The 24,590-nt window shown below is 71.0% G+C and carries 23 protein-coding genes; 14 read left to right on the forward strand and 9 right to left on the reverse strand.

Going from position 1 to position 24,590, the window contains the following annotated elements; all coding sequences use genetic code 11:
* Positions 1 to 14: 14 nt before the first annotated feature.
* A complete protein-coding gene (locus tag KIK09_RS32655) occupies positions 15 to 890 on the forward strand; it encodes an NAD(+)/NADH kinase (protein ID WP_214323258.1) in 876 nt (291 codons plus the stop codon).
* 334 nt (positions 891 to 1,224) lie between these two features.
* Here KIK09_RS32655 and KIK09_RS32660 read toward each other — a convergent pair whose 3' ends face one another.
* On the reverse strand, positions 1,225 to 2,217 hold the full coding sequence (locus tag KIK09_RS32660; protein ID WP_214323259.1) for a LacI family DNA-binding transcriptional regulator: 993 nt from the start codon (positions 2,215 to 2,217) through the stop codon (positions 1,225 to 1,227).
* Between the two features lie 169 nt (positions 2,218 to 2,386).
* On the opposite strand from KIK09_RS32660, the gene KIK09_RS32665 reads away from it, so the two are divergent.
* Both KIK09_RS32665 and KIK09_RS32670 read left to right on the forward strand, forming a co-directional pair.
* Complete coding sequence (locus KIK09_RS32665; protein WP_308164412.1) at positions 2,387 to 3,253, forward strand: amidohydrolase family protein; 867 nt, start codon at positions 2,387 to 2,389, stop codon at positions 3,251 to 3,253.
* On the forward strand, positions 3,250 to 3,762 hold the full coding sequence (locus tag KIK09_RS32670) for a cysteine dioxygenase (RefSeq protein ID WP_214323261.1): 513 nt from the start codon (positions 3,250 to 3,252) through the stop codon (positions 3,760 to 3,762). Before KIK09_RS32665 ends, KIK09_RS32670 begins: the two co-directional genes overlap by 4 nt.
* On the opposite strand, the gene KIK09_RS32675 is transcribed toward KIK09_RS32670, so the two are convergent.
* Together KIK09_RS32675 and KIK09_RS32680 are read right to left on the reverse strand one after the other, a co-directional pair.
* Complete coding sequence (locus KIK09_RS32675) at positions 3,734 to 4,396, reverse strand: (2Fe-2S)-binding protein (RefSeq protein WP_214323262.1); 663 nt, start codon at positions 4,394 to 4,396, stop codon at positions 3,734 to 3,736. The two genes, KIK09_RS32670 and KIK09_RS32675, sit on opposite strands and share 29 nt — an antisense overlap.
* Complete coding sequence (locus KIK09_RS32680; protein WP_214323263.1) at positions 4,386 to 5,546, reverse strand: CynX/NimT family MFS transporter; 1,161 nt, start codon at positions 5,544 to 5,546, stop codon at positions 4,386 to 4,388. The genes KIK09_RS32675 and KIK09_RS32680 overlap by 11 nt, the downstream gene beginning before the upstream one ends.
* 68 nt (positions 5,547 to 5,614) lie before the next feature.
* Here KIK09_RS32680 and KIK09_RS32685 point away from each other — a divergent pair, with 68 nt between their 5' ends.
* Positions 5,615 to 6,595, forward strand: a complete 981-nt coding sequence (locus tag KIK09_RS32685) for a LacI family DNA-binding transcriptional regulator (RefSeq protein WP_372455706.1) — start codon at positions 5,615 to 5,617, stop codon at positions 6,593 to 6,595.
* Here KIK09_RS32685 and KIK09_RS32690 read toward each other — a convergent pair.
* The gene (locus tag KIK09_RS32690; protein WP_308164413.1) at positions 6,561 to 7,760 is read right to left on the reverse strand and encodes an MFS transporter; all 1,200 of its coding nucleotides are present in this window, start codon (positions 7,758 to 7,760) and stop codon (positions 6,561 to 6,563) included. The two genes, KIK09_RS32685 and KIK09_RS32690, sit on opposite strands and share 35 nt — an antisense overlap.
* A 58-nt stretch (positions 7,761 to 7,818) precedes the next feature.
* Here KIK09_RS32690 and KIK09_RS32695 point away from each other — a divergent pair, with 58 nt between their 5' ends.
* The 3 genes from KIK09_RS32695 to KIK09_RS32705 all read left to right on the forward strand — a co-directional run bounded on the left by KIK09_RS32695 (position 7,819) and on the right by KIK09_RS32705 (position 11,490).
* A complete protein-coding gene (locus tag KIK09_RS32695) occupies positions 7,819 to 8,796 on the forward strand; it encodes a helix-turn-helix domain-containing protein (protein ID WP_308164414.1) in 978 nt (325 codons plus the stop codon).
* Positions 8,797 to 9,146: 350 nt separating this feature from the next.
* On the forward strand, positions 9,147 to 10,097 hold the full coding sequence (locus KIK09_RS32700) for a sugar-binding transcriptional regulator (protein WP_214323265.1): 951 nt from the start codon (positions 9,147 to 9,149) through the stop codon (positions 10,095 to 10,097).
* 31 nt (positions 10,098 to 10,128) lie between these two features.
* Positions 10,129 to 11,490: a hypothetical protein gene (locus KIK09_RS32705; protein ID WP_214323266.1), complete on the forward strand. Its 1,362-nt coding sequence runs from the start codon at positions 10,129 to 10,131 to the stop codon at positions 11,488 to 11,490.
* Positions 11,491 to 11,580: 90 nt separating this feature from the next.
* On the opposite strand, the gene sigJ is transcribed toward KIK09_RS32705, so the two are convergent.
* Positions 11,581 to 12,429, reverse strand: coding sequence for an RNA polymerase sigma factor SigJ (sigJ, locus tag KIK09_RS32710; protein WP_214323267.1), 849 nt, complete (start codon positions 12,427 to 12,429; stop codon positions 11,581 to 11,583).
* A gap of 195 nt (positions 12,430 to 12,624) precedes the next feature.
* Here sigJ and KIK09_RS32715 point away from each other — a divergent pair, with 195 nt between their 5' ends.
* From KIK09_RS32715 to KIK09_RS32745, 7 genes are read left to right on the forward strand one after another with little or no spacing between them, the layout of a single operon-like run.
* Complete coding sequence (locus KIK09_RS32715; protein WP_214323268.1) at positions 12,625 to 13,692, forward strand: ABC transporter substrate-binding protein; 1,068 nt, start codon at positions 12,625 to 12,627, stop codon at positions 13,690 to 13,692.
* On the forward strand, positions 13,692 to 14,465 hold the full coding sequence (locus tag KIK09_RS32720) for an ATP-binding cassette domain-containing protein (RefSeq protein WP_214323269.1): 774 nt from the start codon (positions 13,692 to 13,694) through the stop codon (positions 14,463 to 14,465). The genes KIK09_RS32715 and KIK09_RS32720 overlap by 1 nt, the downstream gene beginning before the upstream one ends.
* The gene (locus KIK09_RS32725; RefSeq protein WP_214323270.1) at positions 14,462 to 15,685 is read left to right on the forward strand and encodes a sugar ABC transporter permease; all 1,224 of its coding nucleotides are present in this window, start codon (positions 14,462 to 14,464) and stop codon (positions 15,683 to 15,685) included. Before KIK09_RS32720 ends, KIK09_RS32725 begins: the two co-directional genes overlap by 4 nt.
* Complete coding sequence (locus KIK09_RS32730; RefSeq protein WP_214323271.1) at positions 15,685 to 17,202, forward strand: FGGY-family carbohydrate kinase; 1,518 nt, start codon at positions 15,685 to 15,687, stop codon at positions 17,200 to 17,202. Before KIK09_RS32725 ends, KIK09_RS32730 begins: the two co-directional genes overlap by 1 nt.
* Positions 17,199 to 18,623, forward strand: coding sequence for an FGGY-family carbohydrate kinase (locus tag KIK09_RS32735; protein WP_214323272.1), 1,425 nt, complete (start codon positions 17,199 to 17,201; stop codon positions 18,621 to 18,623). Before KIK09_RS32730 ends, KIK09_RS32735 begins: the two co-directional genes overlap by 4 nt.
* Positions 18,620 to 19,228 carry a histidine phosphatase family protein gene (locus KIK09_RS32740; protein ID WP_214323273.1) on the forward strand — a complete coding sequence of 203 codons (609 nt, stop codon included), beginning with the start codon at positions 18,620 to 18,622 and terminating at the stop codon, positions 19,226 to 19,228. The genes KIK09_RS32735 and KIK09_RS32740 overlap by 4 nt, the downstream gene beginning before the upstream one ends.
* A complete protein-coding gene (locus tag KIK09_RS32745; protein WP_214323274.1) occupies positions 19,225 to 20,235 on the forward strand; it encodes a 2-hydroxyacid dehydrogenase in 1,011 nt (336 codons plus the stop codon). Before KIK09_RS32740 ends, KIK09_RS32745 begins: the two co-directional genes overlap by 4 nt.
* Here KIK09_RS32745 and KIK09_RS32750 read toward each other — a convergent pair.
* From KIK09_RS32750 to KIK09_RS32765, 4 genes are all read right to left on the reverse strand, one after another.
* The gene (locus tag KIK09_RS32750) at positions 20,225 to 21,079 is read right to left on the reverse strand and encodes a carbohydrate ABC transporter permease (RefSeq protein WP_214323275.1); all 855 of its coding nucleotides are present in this window, start codon (positions 21,077 to 21,079) and stop codon (positions 20,225 to 20,227) included. The two genes, KIK09_RS32745 and KIK09_RS32750, sit on opposite strands and share 11 nt — an antisense overlap.
* Positions 21,079 to 21,957 (reverse strand): carbohydrate ABC transporter permease, encoded by an 879-nt coding sequence (locus KIK09_RS32755; RefSeq protein ID WP_214323276.1) that lies wholly within the window; start codon positions 21,955 to 21,957, stop codon positions 21,079 to 21,081. The genes KIK09_RS32750 and KIK09_RS32755 overlap by 1 nt, the downstream gene beginning before the upstream one ends.
* Before the next feature lie 51 nt (positions 21,958 to 22,008).
* Complete coding sequence (locus tag KIK09_RS32760) at positions 22,009 to 23,304, reverse strand: ABC transporter substrate-binding protein (protein WP_214323277.1); 1,296 nt, start codon at positions 23,302 to 23,304, stop codon at positions 22,009 to 22,011.
* Positions 23,305 to 23,514: 210 nt separating this feature from the next.
* Positions 23,515 to 24,297 (reverse strand): AMP-binding protein, encoded by a 783-nt coding sequence (locus tag KIK09_RS32765; RefSeq protein WP_214323278.1) that lies wholly within the window; start codon positions 24,295 to 24,297, stop codon positions 23,515 to 23,517.
* Positions 24,298 to 24,590 lie beyond the last annotated feature (293 nt).

A 24,590-nucleotide genomic window follows, 5' to 3' on the forward strand; every position in this document is an offset into this window, starting at 1 on the left:
CTTAGGCTGGGGGCATGGGCATGGTGGCGACGGTTGGGCTGGTGCTGCATCCTCAGCGCGATTCGAAGAAGGCCATCGACGCCGTCGTGGGCTGGGCCGGCGGCAAGGGCGCCGCGGTTCTCGGGCTGCCCGACGAGGTGGGACGCATCGACTGCAGCGCCGTGGCCGTCGACGCGGAAGCCCTGGTCGAGCGGGCCGACCTGCTGGTGAGCCTGGGCGGCGACGGCACGATGCTGCGTACCATGCGGCTCATCGCGCGACGTCAGACCCCGGTGCTCGGGGTCAACCTGGGACGGCTGGGGTTCCTCGCCGAGATCGACGTGGCGGAACTGCCCGGCACGCTGTCGGCCATCGACGAGCACCGCTACACCATCGAGCCGCGCATGGCCCTCGAAACCGAGCTGGACGGCGTCGCCGGGCTGCTGGCGTTCAATGACATCGCGCTGGTGCGCATCCCCGGCGAGGGCATGGCCGACATCACCGTCACCGCGGCCGGCCAGCCGTTCGTCCGCTATTCGGCGGACGCGGTGATCGTAGCCACCTCGACCGGCTCCACCGCCTACAGCTTCTCGGCCGGAGGGCCGGTGATCTCGCCGCGCGTGGAGGCCGTACTGGTGGTGCCGGCGGCGGCGCACTCGGTTTTCAACCGGGCGCTCGTCCTGCCCGCCGACGAGGAGGTCGCGCTCGAACTCCTGCCGACGAGCGGGCGCCTGGCGGTCGAGGTCGACGGCGCGGTCGTCGGATACCTGTGCCCAGGCGATCAGGTCACGGTGACGGCGATCGCCGGGGCTGCCAAGGTGGTGCGCCTGGGCACCACGTTCTACGAACGCGCCAGACGCAAACTCCGCATCGACGGCAGCCTCGAAATCAGCACCCCCTGGGACAGATAACCCATCCCGTACGGCCAGCCCCCGCCCACCCGGGGCTGCTAGCCGCCCCACAGCCAGATCACCCGGCCAAGAACGTCGCCGCCCCCTCCGTCCACAGCGGACGACGCCCCACCTCCCGCCGGGTTGCACCGCGACATACGCTCACCCTCAGCGACCCAACCCGCTCAGACGGCGCACGCTCGAACGGCGCGCGCGGCAGAACCGTCGGTGGACGCCGAGTTGCACCGCGACAAGCGCTCGCTCTCGGCGGGCAGCGCGTTCGGCGGCGCACGTTCGGGCGGCGCGTTCGGGCGGCGGGCGTGGCGGAAGCGTCGGTGGAGGCCGGGTGAGCCGGTCAGGTGGGGCAGGGGGCTACTGAGGCGCGGGGGTGGAGGGTGGGTTGTTGGACGACGCGGCGGCGGCGGGTGGCGCCGTCGGCGGCGGCGACGACGAGGCGGACCGCTGCGCGCACGATGCCGTCGATGTCCCAGTCGACCGTGGTGAGGCCGGGGGTGAGCAGGCCTGACATGGGATGGTCGTCGTAGCCCATGACCGAGATGTCTCCGGGGATGGACAGGCCGAGGTCGGCGGCCGCGGCGTAGACGCCGTAGGCGATCGAGTCGGCGAAGCAGAAGATGGCGCTGGCGCGCCGGTCGGACAGGACGTCGCGGGCGACCGCCGTGGCGCCGGCCAGGTCGTGCGGAGCCGTGGCGACCTCGATGTCCAGCCCGAGCCGCTCGCCCTCCGCGATGACGTAGACGTCGGCGGGCCTGTCGGGGGTGCTGGCCCTGGTGGGGGTGAGCAGGGCGACGCGGCGGTGGCCGTGTGTCTGCAGGTGCTCGAGCGCGAGCGTGACCCCGCGGCGGTTGTCGAAGACGACCTCGCCGGCCGTGCCCGAGATGGAGTCGCCGATGGAGACGACGGGGACCGACTCGCACAGACCGGGCCAGAACTCGGCGGCCGGGTCGATGGGCTGCACGATCATGCCGTCGACGCGCTGGTCGCGCAGCTGCTGGGCCAGGGAGCGCTCGCGGGCGGGATCGCCCACGGCGTCCAGGATCAGCGCGTAGCGGTCCTTGTCGAACAGGCCCCTGCTGATGCCCACGGCCAGCGACTGCTGCCACAGGTCCTCGAGCGATCCGCAGAGGAGCCCGATCATGCCCGTGCGGCCGGAGGCCAGGGCGCGGGCGATGGGATCGGCCTCGTAGCCCAGCTCAGCGGCCGCGGCGCGCACCCGCTCCATGGTCTCCTCCGAGACCTGCAGGCCGCGCAGCGCGTATGAGACAGCAGCCGGGGACAGACCGGTGGCCTGGGCGACTTCCCGGATCGTCGCTCTCTTGCGAGGCATCTCGCCAGCCTATTGCGTACGGCCGACAGATTCCGGCAAGCGATTGACAAGTATCGTGTGAAGCGGTTCACTGAACCGTATCACTGAATCGCTTCACCTAGATCGATCCGCAACGCTTCGCGCACAGGGTACGGTTTACCTATAAAGTCAGTAGGAAATAGAGGGAGGTGTGGCCTTGAGCATCGATGTGCATCAGCACCTGTGGACGCCCGAGTTCGTCGACGCGCTACGCCGCCGCACGTCCCCGCCCTACCTCGACGGCTGGACGCTCCACCTCGACGGCGAGCCGCCCTACGAGGTGAACCCGGCCGACCACGCCGACAGGGAAACCACGGGCCTGGAGCTGGCACTGGTGTCGCTGTCCAGCCCGCTGGGCATCGAGTTCCTGCCGCCGGAGGAGGCCTGGCCGCTCATCGACGCCTACCACGAGGGCGCGCTGAAGCTCCCCGAGCCGTACGGCGCCTGGGCGGCCACCTGCCACAGCCGGCCCGACCCCGACCGCCTCGCCGAGGACCTGGACCGCGGCTTCGCCGGCCTCCAGATCCCGGCCACGGCCATCCACCAGGACGAACTCCTCGAAGTCCTGACAAGTCGGGACAAGCCGTTGTTCGTGCATCCGGGGGCCGCGGACCACGAGAAGTCCAGGCCCGGCTGGTGGCCCGCCGTGGTCCCCTACGTCCAGCAGATGCACCAGGCCTGGTACCACTTCCAGGCCGAGATCAGGCCCAGGCACCCCGGGCTGAGGGTCTGCTTCGCCCTGCTGGCCGGCCTGGCCCCGCTGCACTCCGAGCGCCTGATCACTCGCGGCGGCGACTCCCGCGGCCTGGTCGACACCGACTGCTTCGTGGAGACCTCCTCCTACGGCCCGCGCGCGATCGACGCGATCGTCCGCGAGCTCGGCATCGACGTCGTCGTCAACGGCTCCGATGCCCCCTACGCCACGGCCCCCGATCCCGGGCTCGGCGCGGCCGCCGGCCACGCCATCCGGGTGACCAACCCCCGTCGTCTACTCGGCAGAAAGGAGATTCGTCCGTGAGCCAAGAGATCCAGGCCAGGCTCCCCGAACGCACCCTCGACAGGCGCGAGCTGTGTCAGCTGGTCGACGAGCTGGCAGCCAACCCTGACGAGTGGCGGAGCCAGATCGAGTTTCCCGAGGACGGGGGAAGGCACTACGCCTCGCTCTACCGTGACGCCTACGTCGACGTCTGGCTGCTGTGCTGGCGTCCGGAGGACGACACGGGCTGGCACGACCACGACATCTCCTCCGGCGCGGTGCACGTGGTCCAGGGCGCGCTGCTCGAGTGCAACCCGCGCATCGGCGGCAAGCACCTGGAGACGGTGGTGACCGAGGGGCAGTCGTTCCACTTCGGCCCCGACCACATCCACCGGCTGAACGGCGCCGTCGACAGCAGCGTGTCGATCCACGCCTACTCGCCGCCGCTGTGGCGGCTGGGCCAGTACTCCATCGAGGACTCCGGCGTGATGCGCCGCGTCTCGGTGAGCTACGCCGACGAGCTCAGGCCGATGGACGAGGCCGTGGCCTGAGCACGCAGCAACTTCCGCAGGGCTCGACGTCCGGCAGCGCGATCCACAGACAGCAGGTCCTGCGGAAGTAGTCCTCGCCGAAGGGCTCGACCAGCCCGTCCACCGGCTCGCCGATCTCCCGCAGCAGCGCCATGTAGTCGCCGCGGACGATCTGCGTCAGCGGGTGGGCGAACGCCTCGGCGGTCGAGCCCCACAGGGTCCGCTCCCCCACCCGGTACCGGCGGCTGATCACCCGCACCAGCGGCTCCTCGGACTCGATCAGCGCGTCCCGGATGTCCCTGGCGGTCCCCCACGTCAGCGAGGTGGCCGCCACTGTCACCCCGGCGCCCGACACCTTGAAGTACGTGTCCCGAAATTTCGGGATCGGGATTCGCCCGTCCAGGGCCCACCCCAGCGCCATCGGCAGGACGTGCCAGTAGGTGTAGGTCTTCCAGAACAGCGCCGCGCCCACGTGCGCCGGCGCGCCCCACCGCGCCGCCGTCTCGTCCACCAGCTCTTCCAGCAGCGTGTACGGCTCCCGCACCAGCGAGCCCGCCGGGGTCCACCCCTCCGTGGAGGTGATCACGAGCTCGGGCTCGACCCCGATGACCCCGCCCCGCGAGGCGGCAAGCCGTTCGAGGACGTCAGTGAGCATGCTGCCCCCTTCCCGCGAGCCAGCCGACGGTCAGCTGCACCACCAGGATGCCGAGCCCGGTGAGCAGCGGCACGCTCCACCCACCTGACGCCTGCCGCAGCGCGCCGAAGAGCACCGGCCCGAGCGCGGCCAGCACGTATCCGACCGACTGCGCCACCGCCGACAGCGCGGTCACCGCCGCGGGATCGGGCGCCCGCAACGTGATCAGCAGCAGCGCCAGCCCGAACGCCGCCCCCTGCCCCACGCCGAGCACGATCATCCACAGCCAGGGCATGGACGCGGGCGCGAGCAGCAGGCCGAGGTAGCCGGCCATGGTGAACCCGACCGCCGCCGCGACGTAGCCGGACTGCGCACGCCGCCGCCCGGCCAGCACCGGCACCACGAACGTGGCCACCACCTGCACCAGGGTAGTCATGCTCAGCAGGTAGCCCGCCTGGTCGGCCGGGATCCCCGCCTCCAGGAAGATCGTCGGCAGCCAGGCCAGGATGACGTAGAACGTCAGCGACTGCAGGCCCATGAGCCCGGTCACGTACCAGGTGACGCGGTTGCGCAGCACCATGCCGAACGGGCGCGGACCGTTCTGCCCGCCCGCCTGCCTGCCCAGGGCCTGCGGGAGCCAGACGAGCGCGGCCACCACCGCGGGCACCGCGACCAGGGCGGTGACGCCGCGCCAGCCGTACCCGGTGGCCCGCTCGAGCGGGATCATCAGGGCGGAGGCCGTCGCCGCGCCGGTCGCGGCACAGGCGCTGTAGAGGCCGGTGAACAGGCTGGCGCGGCTCGGGAAGTGCTGCTTGACCAGGCCCGGCATGGAGACGTTCATGACCGCGATGGCGGTGGCGGCCACGGCGGCCCCGCCGTACAGCGCGAGGACGCCGTCGAATGCGCGCAGCGTGATGCCGATCGCGAGCACGACCAGTCCCACCAGGAGGGTGCGGTCGAGGCCGATCCGGCGGGCGAGGACGGGGGCGAGCGGGCCGAAAACGCCCAGGCACACGATCATCACCGTGGTGATCGCACCGCCGCCCGCGGGGGTCAGGCCGACATCCCGCATGATCTCGTCGAGCAGCGGGGAGAGGCCCGCGATGGCCGGGCGGAGGTTCAGCGCGGCGAGCACGAATCCGGCGACGAGCAGTGCGGATCTCAGCGACATAGGGCTCCTACTCTCCCATAGGCGCTGACAACGTTGTCTACGGGCTCGACTTGGGAAATGATCGAAGCGTGAGACCCACGATGAAGGACGTCGCCTCGGCCGCAGGGGTGGCACTCAAGACCGTCTCGCGCGTCGTCAACGGCGAGCCGGGCGTCAACCCCGCCACCGCGGAACGCGTGCGCGAGGCCATCGAGCAGCTCGGCTACAGCCGCAACGAGAGTGCCAGGGTACTGCGCAGGGGCAGGACGGCGACCATCGGCCTGGTCATCGAGGACGTGGCCGACCCGTTCTACTCCGGGCTGAGCAGGGCCGTGGAGGACGTCGCGATCGAGCACGGCTGCCTGCTGCTCAGCGGCTCCTCGGGAGAGGAGCCCGAGCGGGAGCGGGAGCTGGTGCTCACGTTCTGCGCCCGCAGGGTGGACGGCCTCATCGTGGTGCCCGCCGGCGACGACCACTCCTACCTGCGGCCCGAGCTGGAGGCCGGGACGCCGGCGGTGTTCGTCGACCGGCCGCCCGGGCCCGGGATCGAGGCCGACACGGTGCTGGCCGACAACGCTGACGGCGCCAGGCAGGCGATCGCCCACCTGAGGAGGAGCGGCCACCGGCGCATCGCGTTCCTCGGCGACCACCCGTCCATCTTCACCGCGGCCGAGCGGCTGCGCGGCTACCGGGCGACGCTCGGCGAGCTGTTCGACGAGCGGCTGGTGTCGATGCGGGCTCCGGACCTGGACACCGTACGGGCCGATCTGGAGTGCATGTTCGCACTGGAGGATCCGCCGACGGCGGTGTTCACCGGCAACGGGCGGCTCACCGTGACCGCGCTGCGCGCGCTCAAGGGGAGGCCGATGGCGCTGGTCGGGTTCGACGACTTCGAGCTGGCCGACCTGCTCGATCCCGGCGTCACCGTGGTGGCGCAGGATCCGTCGGGGCTGGGCAGGGTGGCGGCGGAGCTGCTGTTCCGCAGGCTGTCGGGCGACAGCGGGCCCGCCGAGCACGTCCAGCTGCCCGTGGAGCTCATCGCGCGAGGCTCGGGCGAGCTTCCGGCCTGAGCACCGGCCCCAGGGCGAGTGCCACCAGGACCCCTGCCACGCCGGCCGCCACGATCGCCGGGCCGGGCCCGATCGCCTGGCCGAGCGCGCCGATCAGGGCGCCGCCGACGGCCTGGCCGCTCATGAGTCCTGCCGACTGCAGGCCGAACGCCTGGCCGCGCACGTCCTCCGGCACGGCGTCCACGAAGCGCCGCTGGATCCCGAGCTGGTAGGACAGCCCGGCGGCCGCGAGCGCGCTCAGCACCGCGGCCCACGCGATGCCCGGCGCGGCCGCGAAGCCGAGCAGCGGTATCCCGATCAACGCCGCCAGCGGCCACGACAGCCGTTCCCGCCACGGCGGCGTGGCGAAGCGGCCCACCGAGAACTCCCCCACGGCCATCCCGCCCGCCGCCGCCGCGAGCACGACCCCCGCCTGTCCCTGCCCGCCCAGGTAGGGCACGACCATCGACTCGGCCCCCGCCAGGCACATCGACGGCAGCCACCCGGCGAGCAGCAGCCCGCGCACCCGCGGGTCGCCCAGCAGCCTGCCGTTCACCCGCAGCGTCGTCCGCACGGCACCCCGCCTCGCGGAGCCTCTGGCCTTCCTGTACGGCAGGCCGAATCTCAGCACCAGCGCGGCCGCCGCGGAGAGCCCGGCGGTGATCGCCAGCGCGCCGTGCGGCCCGGTGACGGCCAGGAACGTGCCGCCCACGGCCAGCCCGGCGATCTGGGAGCCCGCCGAGGTGACCCCGAGCAGCGACCGCCCGAGCACGAACGCGTCGCCGGGCAGCACGTCCGGCAGCATCGCGCTGCGCACCGCGCCGAACACCGGCGAGAACAGCCCGGTGACCAGGACGAGCGCGAGCATCGCCGAGACCGGCATCCCGCCGTAGGCGAGCAGCAGGCACACCACGACCCGCACCAGCTCGCCCGCCACCATCACGCCCCGCGGCGGCAGCCGGTCGGCCAGCGACAGCAGGAACATGCCGCCGAAGATGTAGGGCAACCAGCCCACCATGTAGGCGGCCGCCGACAGGCCGGGTGAGCCCGTCTGGGCGTACACCAGCACCGACAGCGCCAGCATCTTGATCGAATCGCCCACGATCAGCAGCGCGTAGCTGCCGAACAGCACCTTGAACTCCCTGACCGCGAAGACCTCGCGGAAGGTGGCACCTTTCACCGTCACGCGGACGATGGTCGGTCGGCACTCCTTCCTGGGCCAATCCTTCGGATATAACCGAAACGTGCTGAGGATCGAGGTGACCCCGCAGGACGTCGTCGCCAGCCGGTTCGCCATCTCGCCGCTGATCGAGACCATGCACGCCCAGTGGGTGCTCGACGGGCGGGTCGGGCCCGGGGTCCTGCGCGCCTGGGCGGATCGCTGGCGGCAGCCGTACCTGAGGCTGCTCGAGGGGCATCCGGCGCTGCGGGCCGTGCTGACGATCACGGGGAACCTGGGCTCCGCGAACGTAGACTTCATCGCGCCGCCGCCTGCCGGGCTGAGCGTGCCGTTCGAGCGGGAGCTGGCCGCGATGCGGGCCACGCCGCCCGCGCAGGCGCGCGCCGAGGTCGCCAAGGTGCTGTCCGCGCTCCCGCCGGTGCCGGGCTGGATCAGGGACCTGCTGCTCGGGCCCGACGCGGTGCGGCTGCTCGCCGACGCCTACGAGGCGCTCTGGACGGAGATCGTCGCCGCCGAGTGGCCGCGCTTCCGCGCGATTCTGGAGCGGGAGGTGGTGCACAGGGCCGGGCAGCTGGCCACCTACGGCTGGGCCGTCGCGCTCGACGACCTGCATCCGCGGGTGCGCTGGGATCCCGAAGGGTTCGTCGAATGCCAGATGCTCAGCCTGACCGACCGCACCCACCGGCTCGGCGGGCGCGGGCTGCTGTTCCTGCCTTCGGTGTTCTGCCACAGCCTCGGCACCTACCTGGAGGACGCCTGGCCGTACGCACTGGTCTATCCCGCACGCGGCGTCGCGGCCGAGATCCCCGCGCCGGCCGCTGGGCTGGCCACGCTGATCGGGCGCACACGGGCGCGCATCCTCACGGAGCTGGCGGCGCCCGCCACGACGACGCACCTGGCGGGGCTGCTCGGGCTCAGCCTCGGCACCACGGGCGGCCACCTGGCCGCACTGCGCAACGCCGGCCTGATCACCGGCTCCCGCTCCTCCCGCCACGTCCTCTACACCCGCACGCCGCTGGGAGATGCCCTGGTCGAGGCTTGATCTTCTGGTACGGCGGGCCGCCGCCACCGTCCGCCCTCCGTACTTCGGCTGAGGGCCCGTGACCGGCGCTTCTGGCGAGTCGGGGATTCCTTCTCGCCGCCACGACACTTCGGATCGCGGGCACCACGGTCTCGGGTGGCCCGCCGTACAAGGGCGCCGACTTTCGCCGACCCTCCCGGGGCCCGGGGGTTCCTCGGAGGTCCCAGCCCGGGACTGGTGTCCTGGAAGGGGGTTGGGGATGGGTCGCGCTGGACGCGTGGAGTGCCTAGCCTTTCCCTCGGAGGCACGAGGGTATAGTCGTTGCGCATCCGTTCTGCACAAGTGTTCACGGGACCAGGGAGGCGCGCGCCATGACCGACGCCATACAGGAGGCCCGGTTCCCGCAGGAGCTGATGTACGCGGCCGCCTCCCAGTACTACCTGGAGGACGCCACCCAGGCCGACATCGCCAAGCGGCTGGGCGTGAGCCGCGCGACCGTGAGCCGCCTGCTGACCGAGGCGCGCAGGCAGGGCATCGTCGAGATCCGCGTGCATCGCCCCGCCACCTTGGAGGAGGGCCCGCTGGCCGCCCAGGTGGCCGACGCCCTGCGGATCCAGCGCGTCTTCCTGGTGCCGAAGGTCAGCGGCCCGGCACTCGGACCGTGGCTGGCCCCCGGGCTGGCCAGGGCGCTGGCCGCGGTGGGCCTGGAGGCGGGCGACGTGGTGCTGGTCTCCTCGGGCAGCACCGTCTACGAGTGCGCCCGTGAGGGCCTCGGCCGCTTCCCCGGCGTCACGATCGCGCCGGCCGTGGGCGGGCAGGAGGAGCCGCAACCCTGGTTCCAGACCAACGAGACCACCCGCATCCTGGCCGAACGCCTCGGCGGCGTCCCCAGCTACCTCTACGCGCCCGCCCTGCCGGGGCCCGAGCTGTTCAGCTCGCTGCAGCACGAGCCCTCGGTCCGCCGCGTCATGGACCTGTGGGCGCACGCCAAGTGCGCCATCGTCGGCGTCGGCTCGGCCCCGCTGATGCGCCAGGTGGTGCCCGCCTTCGTGCCCCGCGAGGCGCCCAGCCTGCGCCAGGCGGTCGGCGACGTCTGCTCCCGCTTCTACGACCGCAACGGCGACCCGGTGGAGTACCCGGGCAGCGAACGCCTGGTGGCCACGGGCCTGGAGGAACTGCGCCGCATCCCCGCCTCCATCGCGGTGGCGGTGGGCGGCGAGAAGATCACCTCCATCATCGCCGCCGCCAGGGGCGGCTACTTCAACCAGCTCGTGACCGACGCCACCACCGCCGAATCCCTCCTGGCCGCCGCCCACCCCTGATCCTGTCGGTGTCGGCGGCTACCTTTGCCGCGTGTACCTGATCTACCGGTCGTGGGAATCGCCCCTGGGCAAGGTGGTCCGCCACCTGCCACAGCCGACCGTCCTGGGCTGGATCCGCGACCTGTGGGGCAAGGGCACCTACGAGCACCTCGTCGACCTCCTCGGCGTCGCCGTCTACGGGCTCGACCACCTGCTGATGAGCGGCGGCCCACCTCCGGCGAGCATGGATGAGCTACGCGCCCTGGCCCGCACCTGGCTGTCGGAGTCCATCCAGTGCAACGTCGACGACCACAGCTTGCGCGGCCTGGCCTACGGCCTCGACCACGAGGTCGCCTACTACCTGGTCGACGACGCCGCAGCCGCCGCCGACCCGTCCCGCTGGTCCTTCCCCCTCCACGACGGCCCGTTACCCGACGCCTCTGGTCCCACAGGCTCCTTCACCCCACCTGTCACCCCGATCGAGCTCACGCGCCGCTCCGGCGAGGGGACGACGTACGCGGTCATCCTGGCGTGCAAGGCCCGGCACGACAGCATCGGCTGGTCCAACCCCCACACCTTCTCCGGCGTACGGCTGGCCGAGCTGGGCACCGTGCTACGCGAAACCGAGGACTCCGACGACTGGCCCGTGGAGCTGCGCGTCCTGCGTGCCCTGGTGGGGCCGGGCGAGAGCGGCATCGGTGACGCCCTCGAGCGCGCCAACCTGTGGCCCGACTACACAGAACCCTGTGACGAGATCCCGCGCTCTCACGAGAGCGCGTTGCGCCTGATCGACGGGGCCGCACTGTCGCCGTACCGGTATCTGGAGCGATCGGTCGTCCGAAAGGACGAGCACGTGGCATATCTGTGGATCAGCACCTGGCGCGACTACTTCGACCAGTGGTTCTTCTTCGACGACGTCTGGGCCGACGCACATCCCGACCTTGCGGCATCGCTGGTCCACTACGGCTACCACTGGGATCCGGGATGCGCGCGGCATCACAACTTCCTGACCCCGTGCAACGACAACCGCGTGCTGTATGTCGCCGTGCTCGGGGATGACGGCGAGGTGACGGCCCGCCCGGCGGTGGCCGGTGACGAGCGGGCTGTGTGGCGGATGGTCGGCCGCCTGTGGGAACCGGTGGGCGAGGAGCGACCGGGAGACGTGATCGCCAGGGTGGAGATCATGATGCATGACCCGGATGACAGCGCGTTCGCCTTCGGCGACGTCGACCTGACGCTCACGCGGGGCAGGCCGCAGGTGGCGGTCGCGCTGGGGCGGCGGATCCGGGGCGACCTGCGCGCGGCGGGCATCACGCACGCGGCGGGCTGGATTCCGGATCGTGGGCCGAACTGCCGGGCGCTGGTGCGGGCGCTTCGCACGGACACGGCGAGGCGTCCCCGGCGGGGAGTGTGACCACCCCCCGCCGGTGGGGGCCGCTCCGGGAGGGGTGGCGTGGCGTATTCGTCGGGGGAGCCGGGGTGGATGGCTCGCCGTACGGGAGAGTCAGCTCAGGGCGGCCAGACGGACCGGGTCGGCGAGGATGTTGATCTCGGCGATCTTGCCGTTGACGATCGTGACGTCCATGACGGCGACCAGCTGACCGTCCACGCGGGTGGCCAGGCCGGGGGTGCCGTTGATGAGCACCTGCTGGGCGAGGTGGGCGATGCGCTGGAAGGTGAGCGCCTGACCGGCGACCGCGGCGGCGCCGCTGATGAGCTTGGACACCGACGAGGCGCCCGCGTCCGCGCGGAGCACGACGTCGGGGTCGAGCAGCGCGACGAGGGCCTCGAAGTCCCCGCCCTGTGAGGCGGCGACGAAGGCGGACACGATCTCGCGCTTGCGGTTGACGTCCGGGTCGGCGACCGGGCCCGAGTCCTGCACGCGGCGGCGGGCACGGCTGGCCAGTTGCCTGGTCGCGGCGGCCGACTTGCCGAGGATGGCGGCGATGTCGTCGAACGGCACCGCGAACATGTCGTGCAGCACGAAGGCGAGCCGTTCCGCGGGCGCCAGCATCTCGAGCACGACCATGAGCGCGAGCCCGACCGAGTCGGCCATGACGACCTCCTGCTCGGGGTCGATCGTCACGATCGGGTCGGGCACGTGCGTGTCCACCACCTCCTCGCGGCGCGACTCGCGCGAGCGGAGCATGTCGAGGCCGATGCGGCCGACGACCGTGGTGAGCCAGCCGACCAGGTTCTGCACCTCGCTGACGTCGGAGCGGCTCAGCCGGATCCACGCCTCCTGGACGGCGTCCTCCGCCTCGCTGACCGAGCCGAGCATCCGGTAGGCCACCGACCGCAGATGGGCTCGGTGTTCCTCGAAGCGTTCGGCCAGAAGATCGCTGTCGTCCATCACTCGCACTCTCACATCTCTCTTGACGCCCCGCATCGGGCGGATGTGACACTACCAAGCATCCCCGCAGGTAAACGCGGCGTGAACATTCGTGCTGGACAAATATTCCGACTGCGCGCTAGCGTGAGGCGCACCGCAGGGGCCAAGCCCTTGTGAACCTCGGGGGAGCAACACGCCGAGCGAGAGGGAAGACCCGTGAACAAAGCTCAGATCGCCGCAGTGGCAGTACTCGCCGCTTCAACGCTGGCCGCGTGCGGCTCGGGGTCCTCCGGAGGCACCGGCGGCAGCGGAGGCGGCGCCGAGAACGCCAAGGTGGCCTTCCTGATGCCGGACCTCGCCTCGACCAGGTACGAGCTGGCCGACAAGCCGCTTTTCGAGGCCAAGATGAAGCAGCTCTGCCCGAGCTGCACGGTCATCTACCAGAACGCCGACTCCGACGCGGCCAAGCAGCAACAGCAGGCCAACTCGGCGCTCGCGCAGGGCGTCAAGGCGATCGTGATCGACCCGGTCGACTCCGCGGCGGCGGCCACCATCGTCAAGTCGGCGCAGTCGCAGAAGGTCCCGGTCATCGCCTACGACCGGCCGATCCCTGCCACGCCCGCCGACTACTACATCTCCTTCGACAACGAGAAGATCGGCGCGATGATCGCGCAGTCGCTGGTCGACCACCTGAAGAAGGAGAACGCCCAGGGCGGCATTCTCCAGGTCAACGGCTCCCCGACGGACGCCGCGGCCGGCCTGATCAAGAAGGGCATCCACAGCGCGGTCGACCCGAGCGGCTTCAAGCTGCTGGCCGAGTACGACACGCCCGACTGGAAGCCGGAGAAGGCCCAGGAGTGGGTGGGCGGCCAGATCACCCAGTTCAAGGACCAGATCGTGGGTGTGGTCGCGGCCAACGACGGCACCGGCGGCGGCTCGATCTCCGCCTTCAAGGCGGCCGGGGTCAAGGTCCCGCCGATCACCGGCAACGACGCCGAGCTGGCCGCCGCCCAGCGGATCATCGCCGGCGACCAGTACAACACGATCTCCAAGCCGATCAAGATCGTGGCCGAGGCGTCGGCCGACGTGGCCTACCAGTTCATGCAGGGCAAGAAGCCCGAGGGCAAGACCACCCTGTACAACACCCCGTCGCAGCTGTTCGTGCCGAGCGTGGTGACCAAGGAGAACATCAAGCAGGTGCTCTTCGACAGCGGCATCATGAAGGCCTCGGACGCCTGCACCGGCGCGTACGCCAAGGGGTGCGAGGAGCTGGGTATCAAGTAATGTCCCCCACCCTGTCCCTGCGCGGGATCAGCAAGACCTTCGGCGCGGTGGCCGCCCTGACCGACATCGACCTCGACGTCGAGGCCGGTCAGGTGGTGGCCGTCGTCGGCGACAACGGCGCCGGCAAGTCGACGCTGGTGAAGATCCTGTCGGGGGTGCATCCGCCCGACTCGGGCACGATCGCCTTCGAGTCGCGTGAGGTCGACATCCCGACACCCGCGGCCGCGCACAAGCTCGGCATCGCCACCGTCTTCCAGGACCTGGCGCTGTGCGAGAACCTCAACGTCATCCAGAACCTGTTCCTCGGCCAGGAGGTCCGGCCGCTGCGGCTGAACGACGTGGCCATGGAGACCCGCTCGTGGGAGCTGCTCCGGCAGCTCTCGGCGAAGATCCCCAGCGTGCGGGTGCCGGTGGCCTCGCTCTCCGGTGGCCAGCGGCAGACCGTGGCGATCGCCAGGTCGCTGCTGGGCGACCCGAAGGTCATCATCCTGGACGAGCCCACGGCCGCACTCGGCGTTGCCCAGACGGCCGAGGTGCTCAACCTGGTCGAGCGGCTGCGGGAGAACGGCCTGGGCGTCATCATGATCAGCCACAACATGGCCGACGTGCGGGCGGTGGCCGACAAGGTCGCGGTGCTCAGGCTCGGCCGCAACAACGGGCTGTTCGACGTCGGGGACGTCACCACCGAGGACATCATCGCCGCCATCACCGGCGCGACGGACAACGTCGTCGCCCAGCGCGCGGCCCGCCGTACAGAAGGACAGCCCTCGTGACTCTGACAACGGACAGGCAGGACGAGCGCCTGCAGGGAGGGATCGGCGGCGCGGTCGCCGACGTGCTCGAGCGGGCCAGGGGCGGCGACCTCGGGATGATCCCGGTGGTGGTCGGGCTGGTGGTCATCTGGACCGTCCTGCAGATACTGAACCCGATCTTCCTGTCCAGCGCGAACCTGGTGAACCTGCTGCTCGACCTGTCCGCGATCGGGATCGTGGCACTGGGCATCGTGTGCGTGCTGCTCGTCGGCCAGATCGACCTGTCGGTCGGGTCGGTGGGCGGATTCTCGGGCGCGGTGCTGGCCATCCTGTTCGTGACCAAGGGATGGCCGGTCTGGGCCGCGATCCCGATCACGGTGGCAGGGGGCGCGGTGATCGGCTGGATCTACGCCCAGTTGTTCAACCGGTTCGGGGTGCCGAGCTTCGTCATCACGCTGGCCGGCCTGCTGACGTTCCTGGGACTGCAGATCTACGTGCTCGGCACCAAGGGCGCGGTCAACCTGCCGTTCGACTCAGGCCTGGTGAACTTCGCCCAGTTGGACTTCGTCCCGCCGTGGCTGTCGTACGCGCTGGTGATCGCGGCTTCGGCGTGGCTGTTCGTCACCGGCTACCTGCACGCCAGCGAACGCCGCAAGGCGAACCTGTCGGCGCGCGGCCTGTCGACGCTGGTCATCAGGAGCGCGGCGCTGCTGGTCGGGCTCGGGTTCGTGGTCTGGTACCTGAACCAGACGCGCGGCGTGGGCTGGCTGTTCATGCTGTTCCTGGCGATGGTGCTGGTCATGCACTACCTCCTGTCGCGCACCAAGTGGGGCAGGGCCGTCTACGCCATCGGCGGCAACGTCGAGGCGGCCAGGCGCGCGGGCATCAACGTCAAGGCCGTCTACACCTCGGTCTTCGTGTTGTGCTCCACGTTCGCGGCGGTGGGCGGCATCCTGGTGGCGGCCCGGCTGGCGGCGGCCAACCAGAGCAACGGCACCGGCGACTTCAACCTCAACGCGATCGCGGCGGCCGTCATCGGCGGCACCTCGCTGTTCGGCGGCCGGGGCACGGCCTTCGGCGCGCTGCTCGGCATGATCGTGATCCAGTCGATCTCCAGCGGGCTGACGCTGCTGAGCCTGGACTCCTCGATCCGTTACGTGGTCACCGGCATCGTGCTGTTGCTCGCGGTGGTCGTCGACTCGATCGCGCGCAAGTCGCGGACCTCGCACGGACGAGCCTGATGGGATTCATCTGCGTCGACGCCGGCACCACGGTGATCAAGGCGGTCGGCTACGACGACTCGGGCGCGGAGATCGCCGTCGCCCGGCGCGAGACCGGGGTGTCCAGGCCCGCGCCCGGGCACGCCGAGCAGGACATGCGCGCCGTCTGGGACGCGGTCGTGCGGACCGTCCGCGAGGTCGCGCCGCCGTCGGTCGACTTCGTCGCGGTCACCGCCCAGGGCGACGGGGTCTGGCTGGTGGACTCCTACGGCGAGCCGACCGGACCCGCGATCCTGTGGAACGACGGCCGGGCAGCAGCGCTGATCGACTCCGGCAAGTCCGACGCGGCGTTCCGCGTCAGCGGGTCGGCGAGCGCCTCGGGGCTCCCGAACGCGATCCTGACCTGGCTGAAGCAGCACGACCCCGACCGGCTCGACCGCTCCGCCACCGCCCTGACCTGCGGCGGCTGGATCTTCTCCCGGCTCACGGGCGTCGTGGCGAGCGACGAGTCCGACGGCTCCGCCCCGTTCATGGATCTGCTCGCCCGCCGGTACTCCCCCGATCTGCTCTCCCTGTTCGGCCTGGAGTGGGCCGAACGCCTGCTGCCGCCCCTGCTCGACGACTCCCACCGCGTGGCGGGCCTCACCAGCGACGCGCTCGGCCTGCCCCTGGGCACGCCCGTGGTGATGGCGCCCTACGACATCGTCTCCACCGCCATCGGCGCGGGCGCGGTGAGCGCCGGGCAGGCGTGCTCGATCCTGGGCACCACGATCTGCACGGAAACGGTCGTCGACACGCCCTCGCTGGACGGCGACCCGATCGGCATCACGATCGCCATGCCCGGCCGGTATCTGCGCGCCTTCCCCAGCTTCGCGGGCACCGAGGTGCTGCAGTGGGCCTGCCGCCTGCTCGGCCTGCCGGATCCCGCCGCGCTGACCGAACTGGCCGCCGGGTCCGAGCCGGGCGCGGGCGGGCTGGCGTTCCTGCCGTACTTCTCCCCCGCCGGCGAGCGCGCCCCCTTCTCCGACCCGCTGGCGCGCGGCGCGTTCCTGGGCATGACCTTCGAGCACGGCCGCGAGCACGTCGCCAGGGCCGTCCTCGAGGGTCTGACCATGGTCGTCCAGGACAGCCTGGCCGCCTCCGGCACGCGCCCGCACGAGCTGCGGGTCTGCGGCGGCGGCGCGGCCAGCCCCGTCTGGACCCAGCTCATCGCGGACGTCACCGGCCTGCCCGTGCTCCGATCGGCCGACGCCGAGGTCGGCGCCAGGGGCGCCTTCCTCGTCGGCCTGGCCGCCACCGGCGCCTCCCCCTCGCTGGAGGCCGCCGCCGAGTCGTTCGTACGGCTGCGCGAGCCCGTCCAGCCGGTCCCCGGCAGGTACGGCGAGGCCTACACGGACTTCCTGGCCGTGCGAGCCGACAACGCCCGATCCTGGCCCCGGCTGGCCGAGATGCGGAGCCGTTCACGGAGCGAGCGCAGCGAGCGACCAATCAGACACAGCCGTCTGACGCTCATGCGACCTCCGAAGGAGGGCGCATGAGCGTCTTCATCGGCATCGACCTGGGGACGCAGTCGGTGCGCGCCATGGCCGTCACGCGGGCGGGCGCGGTGCTGGGATCGGCGGCCCGCCCGCTGACCAGCCACCGCGACGGGCCCCGGCACGAGCAGGACCCCGAGCAGTGGTGGACCCAGCTGTGCGCGGCGACCGGTGAGGCGCTGCGCGACGTGCCGGGGGAACAGGTCGAGGGCGTGGCCGTGGACGCCACCTCTGGAACGATCCTCCTGTCAGACGACACGGGAAGGGCGCTGACGCCCGCGCTCATGTACGACGATCGGCGAGCCTCGGCCGAGCGGGTCAACGAGGTGGGCGAGCAGGTGTGGGCGCGGCTCGGATACCAGCGCATGCAGCCCAACTGGGCGCTGCCCAAGCTGCTGTGGCTGCTGCGTGACGCCCCGGCGGGAGCCCGGCTGGCGCACCAGAACGACTTCGTCAACCGGCGGCTGGCCGGCCACGCGGTGGCCACCGACCTGAGCAACGCGCTGAAGACCGGCGTGGACCTGATCGAGGAGCGCTGGCCGCTCGAGGTCCTCGACACGCTGGGCGTGCCCGCGGCGATGCTGCCGGACGTGGTCAGGCCCGGCTCCGTGCTGGGGACCGTCTGCGCGCAGGCCGCCGCGGAGACAGGCATCCCCGCGGGCACCCCGGTGATCGCCGGGACCACCGACGGGTGCGCCGCCCAGCTCGGCGCCGGAGCGAACCGGGTGGGCAGCTGGAACTCGGTGCTGGGGACCACGCTGGTGCTCAAGGGCGTGACCAGAGACCTCATCCACGACCCGCTCGGCGTGGTGTACTCGCACCGGGCGCCCGACGGCGGCTGGCTGCCGGGCGGCGCGTCGAGCACCGGGGCCGGGGTCCTGACCCACGAGTTCCCCGGGAGCGACCTGGACGCGCTGAGCGAGCTCGCCGCCGCCCGCGCGGATCTCGGCGACGTGACCGTCTACCCGCTCGTATCGCGGGGTGAGCGGTTCCCGTTCGACGCGCCCGAGGCCGAGCCGTTCGCGCTCGGCACCCCCACCGACGATGTCCAGAAATATGCCGCCATCATGCGTGGCGCGGCGTTTGTCGAGCGGCTCTGCTTCGACTACCTCGACCTGCTCGGCGCCCCTGTGGACGGCGAGCTGATCCTCACCGGCGGCGGGTCGAGGAGCGCCTACGGAAACCGGCTCAGGGCCGACGTGCTGCGCCGCCCGGTGACGCTCAGGCAGAACGCCGAGCCCGCGCTCGGCATGGCCGTGCTCGCCGCGGGGAACTCCGACGGCATGGTCCGCACCCGCGAGGTCGTCGACCCGACCGGTGCCGATCTGCGCGAGCCGTACCTGGAGTTCATCGGAGAGCTGGAGAGGCGAGGCTGGCTGCCGCAGGCGGCCGCCGCGCACGCGAGGAAGAGAGCCGCGCGATGACCGACCTGGTCCTGGTACGCCATGGCGAGACCGTCTGGCACGCCGAGAACCGCTACGCAGGGCTCAGCGACATCGAGCTCACCCCGCGCGGCCACGCCCAGGCCGAGACGCTCGCGGAGTGGGCCGCGACCGCGGGGCTGACCGGGGTGTGGGCCTCCACGCTCAGCCGCGCCCGCATCACCGCCGAGGCCGCCGCCAAGGCGGCCGGCGTCGACCTGCGGATCGACGCCCGGCTGCGCGAGCTGGACTTCGGTCAGGCCGACGGGCTGACCGCCGCCGAGATGAGCGAACGCTTCCCCGAGGCCCGCGCGGCCTTCGAGGCCGACCCGGCCGCCAACCCGCTGCCGGGAGGCGAGGACCCGCGCGCGGCGGCCGAGCGGTTCGCCGGCTGCCTGAAGGACATCGCCCGCGACCGGGGGCGCGTGCTGGTGGTCGCGCACACCACGGTGATCCGCCTGGCGCTGTGCGGGCTCATCGGCGTGCCGCTGAGCGAGTACCGGCGGCTGTTCCCCCGGTTGGACAACGGCGCGATCACCGAGATCCGCCTGACCGGCGAGCAGGCGGCGATCCTGCGGTTCAACTCCCCGATTGGAGCCATTCGTTGAAGATCCTCGCAGCAGGCGACCACTTCGTGCAGAACGGGTTGCTCATCGACGCGGTCCGTCGGGCGGTCCCTGGCGAGGTGGACTTCCGCGAGCTCACGCTGCCCTGGCCGGTCGAGCCGTTCGGCCGCGTCGGCGAGGTCGACGAGGCCTCCGACGTGGAGGACGAGCTGATCGAGGCGCTGGACGGCGTGGAGGTGTGCGTCACCCAGATGGCCCCGCTGACCCAGCGGGTGCTCGACGCCAGCCCGTCACTGCGGCTGTTCTGCGTCAGCCGGGGCGGCCCCGTCAACGCCAACCTGGAGGCCGCCGCCAAGGCGGGGGTCGCGGTCACGTTCGCGCCCGGGCGCAACGCGGTGGCCACCGCCGAGCACACGCTGGCCATGCTGCTCGCCGCCACGCGCAGGATCCCGCAGACCCACGCCGACCTGGCGGGCGGCGTGTGGCGGGGCGACTACTACATGTACGACCGGGTGGGCCCCGAACTGGAGGGCAGCACGGTCGGCCTGGTCGGCTACGGCGCGATCGGCCGCCGGGTGGCCGGGATGCTGGCCGGGTTCGGCGCCGAGGTCCTGGTGTTCGATCCCTACGTCGACGACATCGAGGGCCTGGTCGGGCTCGACGAGCTCCTGGCGCGCTCGCGGTTCCTGTCGCTGCACGCCAGGGCGACCCCCGAGACCACGGGGATGATCGGCGCCGCCGAGATCGCGGCCATGCCGGCCGGCTCGGTCATCGTCAACTGCGCCAGGGGCGCGCTGCTCGACTACGACGCGCTCTGCGACGCGCTGGAGTCGGGCCACCTGTTCGGCGCCGCCGTGGACGTCTTCCCCGAGGAGCCCATCCCCGCGGGATCACGCCTGCTGACGACGCCGAACCTGGTCATGACCCCGCACCTGGCCGGCGCCAGCAAGGAGACGGCCGTCAAGGCGGCCCGCATCGTGGCCGCCGACGTGGCTCGCTACATGCGCGGCGAGCCGCTCGAGCACCCGGCCAACGAGCTCATCCCTTGAGCGCACCCGCCATCAGCCCGCGCATGAAGAAGCGTCCGAGCACCAGGTAGATCAGCATCGTCGGGATCGAGGCCAGGACCGCCGCCGCCATCTGCTGGCTGTACGGCGTGGCCTGCGCGCCCGCGATGTTGTTCAGCCCGACCGTCGCGGGCCAGCTCGTCGGCCCGGTGAGGAACACCGCGAACAGGAAGTCGTTCCACATCGAGGTGAACTGCCAGATGATGACCACCGCGATCGCCGGCCCGGAGACGGGCAGCACCACGGACCAGTAGGTCCGCAGCATGCCGGCACCGTCCACCCGGGAGGCCTCGATGAGCTCGTCGGGGATCGTCACGTAGTAGTTGCGGAAGATCAGCGTGCAGATCGGGATGCCGTACACCACATGTGCCAGCACCAGCCCGGGGATCGCGCCGTAGATCTGCAGCCCGGTCAGGTCGCTGAGGTTCACCAGCAACTGCACCAGGGGGATCATCACGCCCTGGTACGGGATGAACATGCCGAACAGGAAGAGCGTGAAGAGCACGTCGGCGCCGGGGAAGCGCCACTTCGACAGGACGTAACCGTTCATGGAGCCGAGGGCGCACGAGATCAGCGATCCAGGCACCGCGATCAGGACGCTGTTCAGCAGGTAGGGCGACAGCTTCTCCCACGCGGCCTGCCAGGCCTCCAGCGTCCACGTGTGCGGGAGGTTCCACGCTTGCGACGGTTCGGCCTCGGTGAGCGGCTTGAAGCTCGTCACCAGCAGCACGTAGATCGGGATCAGGAAGACGACCACGAACACGATCAGTACGGCGAGCCGCACCCCCGTGGCCGCCCGCCGTCGCCCCAAGGCTGCCGCGACCATCAGCGCCTCTCCTTACGCACGGACCAGATCAGGTACGGGACGACGAAGATCGCCACGCTCAGCACGATGTAGGAGGCGATCGTCGCGCCCTTGGCCGGGTCGTGGGAGTCGAAGACCGCCACCCACATGAAGACGGCGGGCACGTCGGTGATGATCTGCTTGCCCGACACCGCCATGATCAGGTCGAACACCTTCAGCGAGATGTGCCCGAGGATGATCAGCGCCGACAGCGTGACAGGGCGCAAGAGAGGTAGCACCACGTACCGGTAGACGCCCCACTCGGTGCACCCGTCGACCCGCGCCGCCTCCCGCAGTTCCTCGGGCACGCCGCGGAATCCAGCCAGGAACAGTGCCATGACATATCCGGACATCTGCCAGACGGCGGGGATCGCCATGGCCGCCATGCCCCAGTCGTCGTCCCTGAACCACTCCCACTGCGGCAGCCCGATCGCCGCGAACAGCCGGTTCAGCCCGACTGCCTGCTCGCCGGTGCCGGAGTTCATCAGCCACCGCCACACGATGCCGGTCGCGATGAACGAGACCGCCATCGGGAACAGGTAGATCGACCGGAACGTCGCCTCGCCCCTGATCCCCTTCTCCATCAGGAAGGCCAGGAACCAGCCGAGCAGCAGCGCCCCGCCCACGAACACGACCGTGAACATGAGCGCGTGGTTGACCGACAGATGCCACCTGGGCAGATCCCAGATGTCGACGAAGTTCTTCAGCCCGACGAACTTCCCCTCCGCCACTTCGCTGTGCTTGTCGGTCATCGCCAGCCGGAAGTTCCAGCCCAGCATGCCGTACACGAACACGGCGATCGCGATGATCGACGGCGTGACGAGGAGCAGCCCGGGCAGCCAGGTGCGTGCCCGCCTCACAAACTTTCCCTTCCAGGCGGGTACGGCGGTGCCGTACCCGCCCTGGCGCTCCTACTGAGCGTTCGCGGTAGCGGCGTCGACGAGGCCCTTCTGCAGCGCGGCCACGTCCTTGTCCTTGATGAACAGGCCCACGGACTCGGTGATCGCGGCCAGCCACGGCTGGTTCACCGAGACGCCGTGCTGGATGGACCCGGCCAGCTTGTTGCTGCTCCAGTCCTTCAGCGCGTCGGCCAGGTAGTCCTTGTACAGGGACTGGTCGGCGTCCTTGCGGGCGGGGATGGAGCCCTTCAACGGGTTGAAGGCGTCCTGCCCCTCCTTGCTCGCGGCGACCTTGAGCCAGGCGATGGCGCCGTCACGGTTCTTGGCGCCCTTGGGCAGGGTGAAGCTGTCGGACAGCCACAGGTAGGTGCCCTCGGTGCCGGGAGCGGGCGCCCAGTCGAAGTCCGTCTTCGACGTCAGGCCCAGGCCGCCGTCCGGCGGGTTGTGGAAGTAGCCGTAGGCCCAGTCGCCCATGATGTTGAAGGCGGCCTCGCCCTTGGCCACCTGCTGCGCGGCCGGCTGCCAGTCGTCCTGCGGTGGGCCGGTGAACGACATGATCGTCTTGTAGTTCTCCAGCGCCTTGGTCACCTCGGGAGCGCCCCAGTTGCCGCCCGGCTTGAACAGCGCGTTGTAGGCGTCGGTGCCGAGCGAGCCGAGCAGCACGTTCTCCAGCAGGTGCGTGGCGGTCCACTCCGAGCCGATGGACAGCGGGATCTTGCCCTTGGCCTTGACCTTCTGCAGGTCGGCGATGAACTCCTCGACCGACTTCGGCGCCGCCGCGATGCCCGCGTCCTTGAGCACCTTCGGGTTGAACCACAGCACGTTGGAGCGGTGGATGTTGACCGGCACCGAGTAGATCTTGCCATCGACGCTGATCTGGTCGACGAGCTGACTGGGGAAGACGTCCTTGAGCTTGAGCTCGTCGTAGAGGAAGTTGAGGTCCTCCAGGTCACCGTTCTTGATGTAGCCCTGCAGCTCGGCGCCCGCGTGACCCTGGAAGGTGTCGGGCGGGGTCTTGGCCTGCAGCTTGGACTGCAGCAGGGCCTTGGCCTTGTCGCCCGATCCGCCCGCGACCGCGGCGTCGAAGAACGTGTACTGCGGGTTGTTGGTCTCGAAGATCTTCCGCATGGCCTTCAGGCCGTCGGCCTCGCCCGGTCCTGTCCACCAGGAGAAGACCTCGACCTTCTTGGGCTCGCCGCCACCCGTGGACGTCGGGCCGGCCTTGTCGCCGCCGCTGCTTCCGCAGGCGGCCAGGCCGAGCACGCTCGCCATAGTGATCGCGACGGCCGCCAACCACCGTCGTCGCATCGCACACCATCCCTTCCGAACCCCGAGTGGTGAGTTGACAACGTTGTCAGTAGGGCAATCAACCCACTTCGCACTCGGGCACGTCAAGGCATGTGCTGATAACAGGTCCGCATACCCAGCCGAGCCGCTCGAAAAGATCGCGCTCTCACTCAGCTCGCCTCGACCCATGCCAAGGGCGAGAACGCGCTCTCACGGGATCCTGCGGTGGGGTCAGCCCACGCGCTCCAGGAGGCCAGGGGCAGCGGTGACGACGGTCACCCCGAAGTCGTGACCCGTGCCGGCCAGGTCGGCAGGTGACAGCCCGTTGGCCGCCACGACCAGCGCTCCCCTGGCGACCGCCACCGCGATCAGGGCCACCAGATCGCAGCCCCCGTCCGGCGGCCAGGTTGCCAGCACCACGTCGGAGTCGGCGAGCCGGACCGACCCCTCCAGCTCCGCCATCCGCTGCAGCAGGTCGGCGTGACCCACCCGGTGCCCGCCGGCCAGCACCAGGGCGTCCTGCGTCGTCGGGTCGAGCGCGGGCAGCGCGGTGGGCTCGAGCGTGAGCAGTTCGCGGAAGTCGAGCGCGTCGAGCGCGTCGCCGAAGGCGATCACCTGGCGCACCCGCGACTCGTCGGCCGCGCGGACCGCGACGCCCGCCAGGTCCCTGGTGGTGATCAGGGTGCGCGCGTCGCACGCGTTCAGCGCCGCGGCGACCTCGTGCGCGGGCAGCGCGGCATCGACGGGCGCGGCCACGCCGCCGGCCGCCAGCACGGTGTGCACGGCCAGCGTCTGGGCGCAGGCGGTGCCGACGTAGACGCCCACCACCTGGTCGCGGCGGGCGCCGCGGCGCACCATGCCGGAGGCGGCCCTGGTGACCTCGGTGACGAGCTTGCGGTAGCCGTACACCAGTCCCGCGTGCAGATCGATGAGTGCCGGCCGGTCGCCTCGCTCGTAGGCCCGGCCGAACACCTCGTTGATCACGGTGCCGGTGGCCGAGGCGATGGGCTTCATGTCTTCGACGCTACGGGCGGCGTGGGGGCCGCAGCATCCACCGATGTATGTATACGGATGCGCATTCCGTTGATCACGCCGGGGGGCGGGCCCGAGCCCTGCGTGGCTCGAGCCCGCTGTCGCGCACCCGGGGTCGAACCTCCACCCCTCCGAGGAGGTCCAGCCCCCCGCTGGACGCGCGACGTCCCGGACGGACCGGTCGTGGGCGTACCGGTCGAGTGCCCCGAGAGCTGGGGGCGGGGTACGCGGGTCGCGGCCGATCACACTGAGAACGCTAGGCGCGCGAGGGCAGC

The sequence above is a fragment of the Nonomuraea sediminis genome (assembly GCF_018531495.1).
Lineage (GTDB): Bacteria > Actinomycetota > Actinomycetes > Streptosporangiales > Streptosporangiaceae > Nonomuraea > Nonomuraea sediminis.

Excerpts from the sequence above, each read along its gene's own strand:
- KIK09_RS32765 (WP_214323278.1), bottom strand. The coding sequence starts at position 24,297 with ATGAAGCCCATCGCCTCGGCCACCGGCACCGTGATCAACGAGGTGTTC.
- sigJ (WP_214323267.1), bottom strand. The coding sequence starts at position 12,429 with ATGGACGACAGCGATCTTCTGGCCGAACGCTTCGAGGAACACCGAGCC.
- KIK09_RS32760 (WP_214323277.1), bottom strand. The coding sequence starts at position 23,304 with ATGCGACGACGGTGGTTGGCGGCCGTCGCGATCACTATGGCGAGCGTG.
- KIK09_RS32740 (WP_214323273.1), top strand. The coding sequence starts at position 18,620 with ATGACCGACCTGGTCCTGGTACGCCATGGCGAGACCGTCTGGCACGCC.
- KIK09_RS32750 (WP_214323275.1), bottom strand. The coding sequence starts at position 21,079 with ATGGTCGCGGCAGCCTTGGGGCGACGGCGGGCGGCCACGGGGGTGCGG.
- KIK09_RS32720 (WP_214323269.1), top strand. The coding sequence starts at position 13,692 with ATGTCCCCCACCCTGTCCCTGCGCGGGATCAGCAAGACCTTCGGCGCG.
- KIK09_RS32735 (WP_214323272.1), top strand. The coding sequence starts at position 17,199 with ATGAGCGTCTTCATCGGCATCGACCTGGGGACGCAGTCGGTGCGCGCC.
- KIK09_RS32700 (WP_214323265.1), top strand. The coding sequence starts at position 9,147 with ATGACCGACGCCATACAGGAGGCCCGGTTCCCGCAGGAGCTGATGTAC.
- KIK09_RS32730 (WP_214323271.1), top strand. The coding sequence starts at position 15,685 with ATGGGATTCATCTGCGTCGACGCCGGCACCACGGTGATCAAGGCGGTC.
- KIK09_RS32660 (WP_214323259.1), bottom strand. The coding sequence starts at position 2,217 with ATGCCTCGCAAGAGAGCGACGATCCGGGAAGTCGCCCAGGCCACCGGT.
- KIK09_RS32675 (WP_214323262.1), bottom strand. The coding sequence starts at position 4,396 with ATGCTCACTGACGTCCTCGAACGGCTTGCCGCCTCGCGGGGCGGGGTC.
- KIK09_RS32680 (WP_214323263.1), bottom strand. The coding sequence starts at position 5,546 with ATGTCGCTGAGATCCGCACTGCTCGTCGCCGGATTCGTGCTCGCCGCG.
- KIK09_RS32655 (WP_214323258.1), top strand. The coding sequence starts at position 15 with ATGGGCATGGTGGCGACGGTTGGGCTGGTGCTGCATCCTCAGCGCGAT.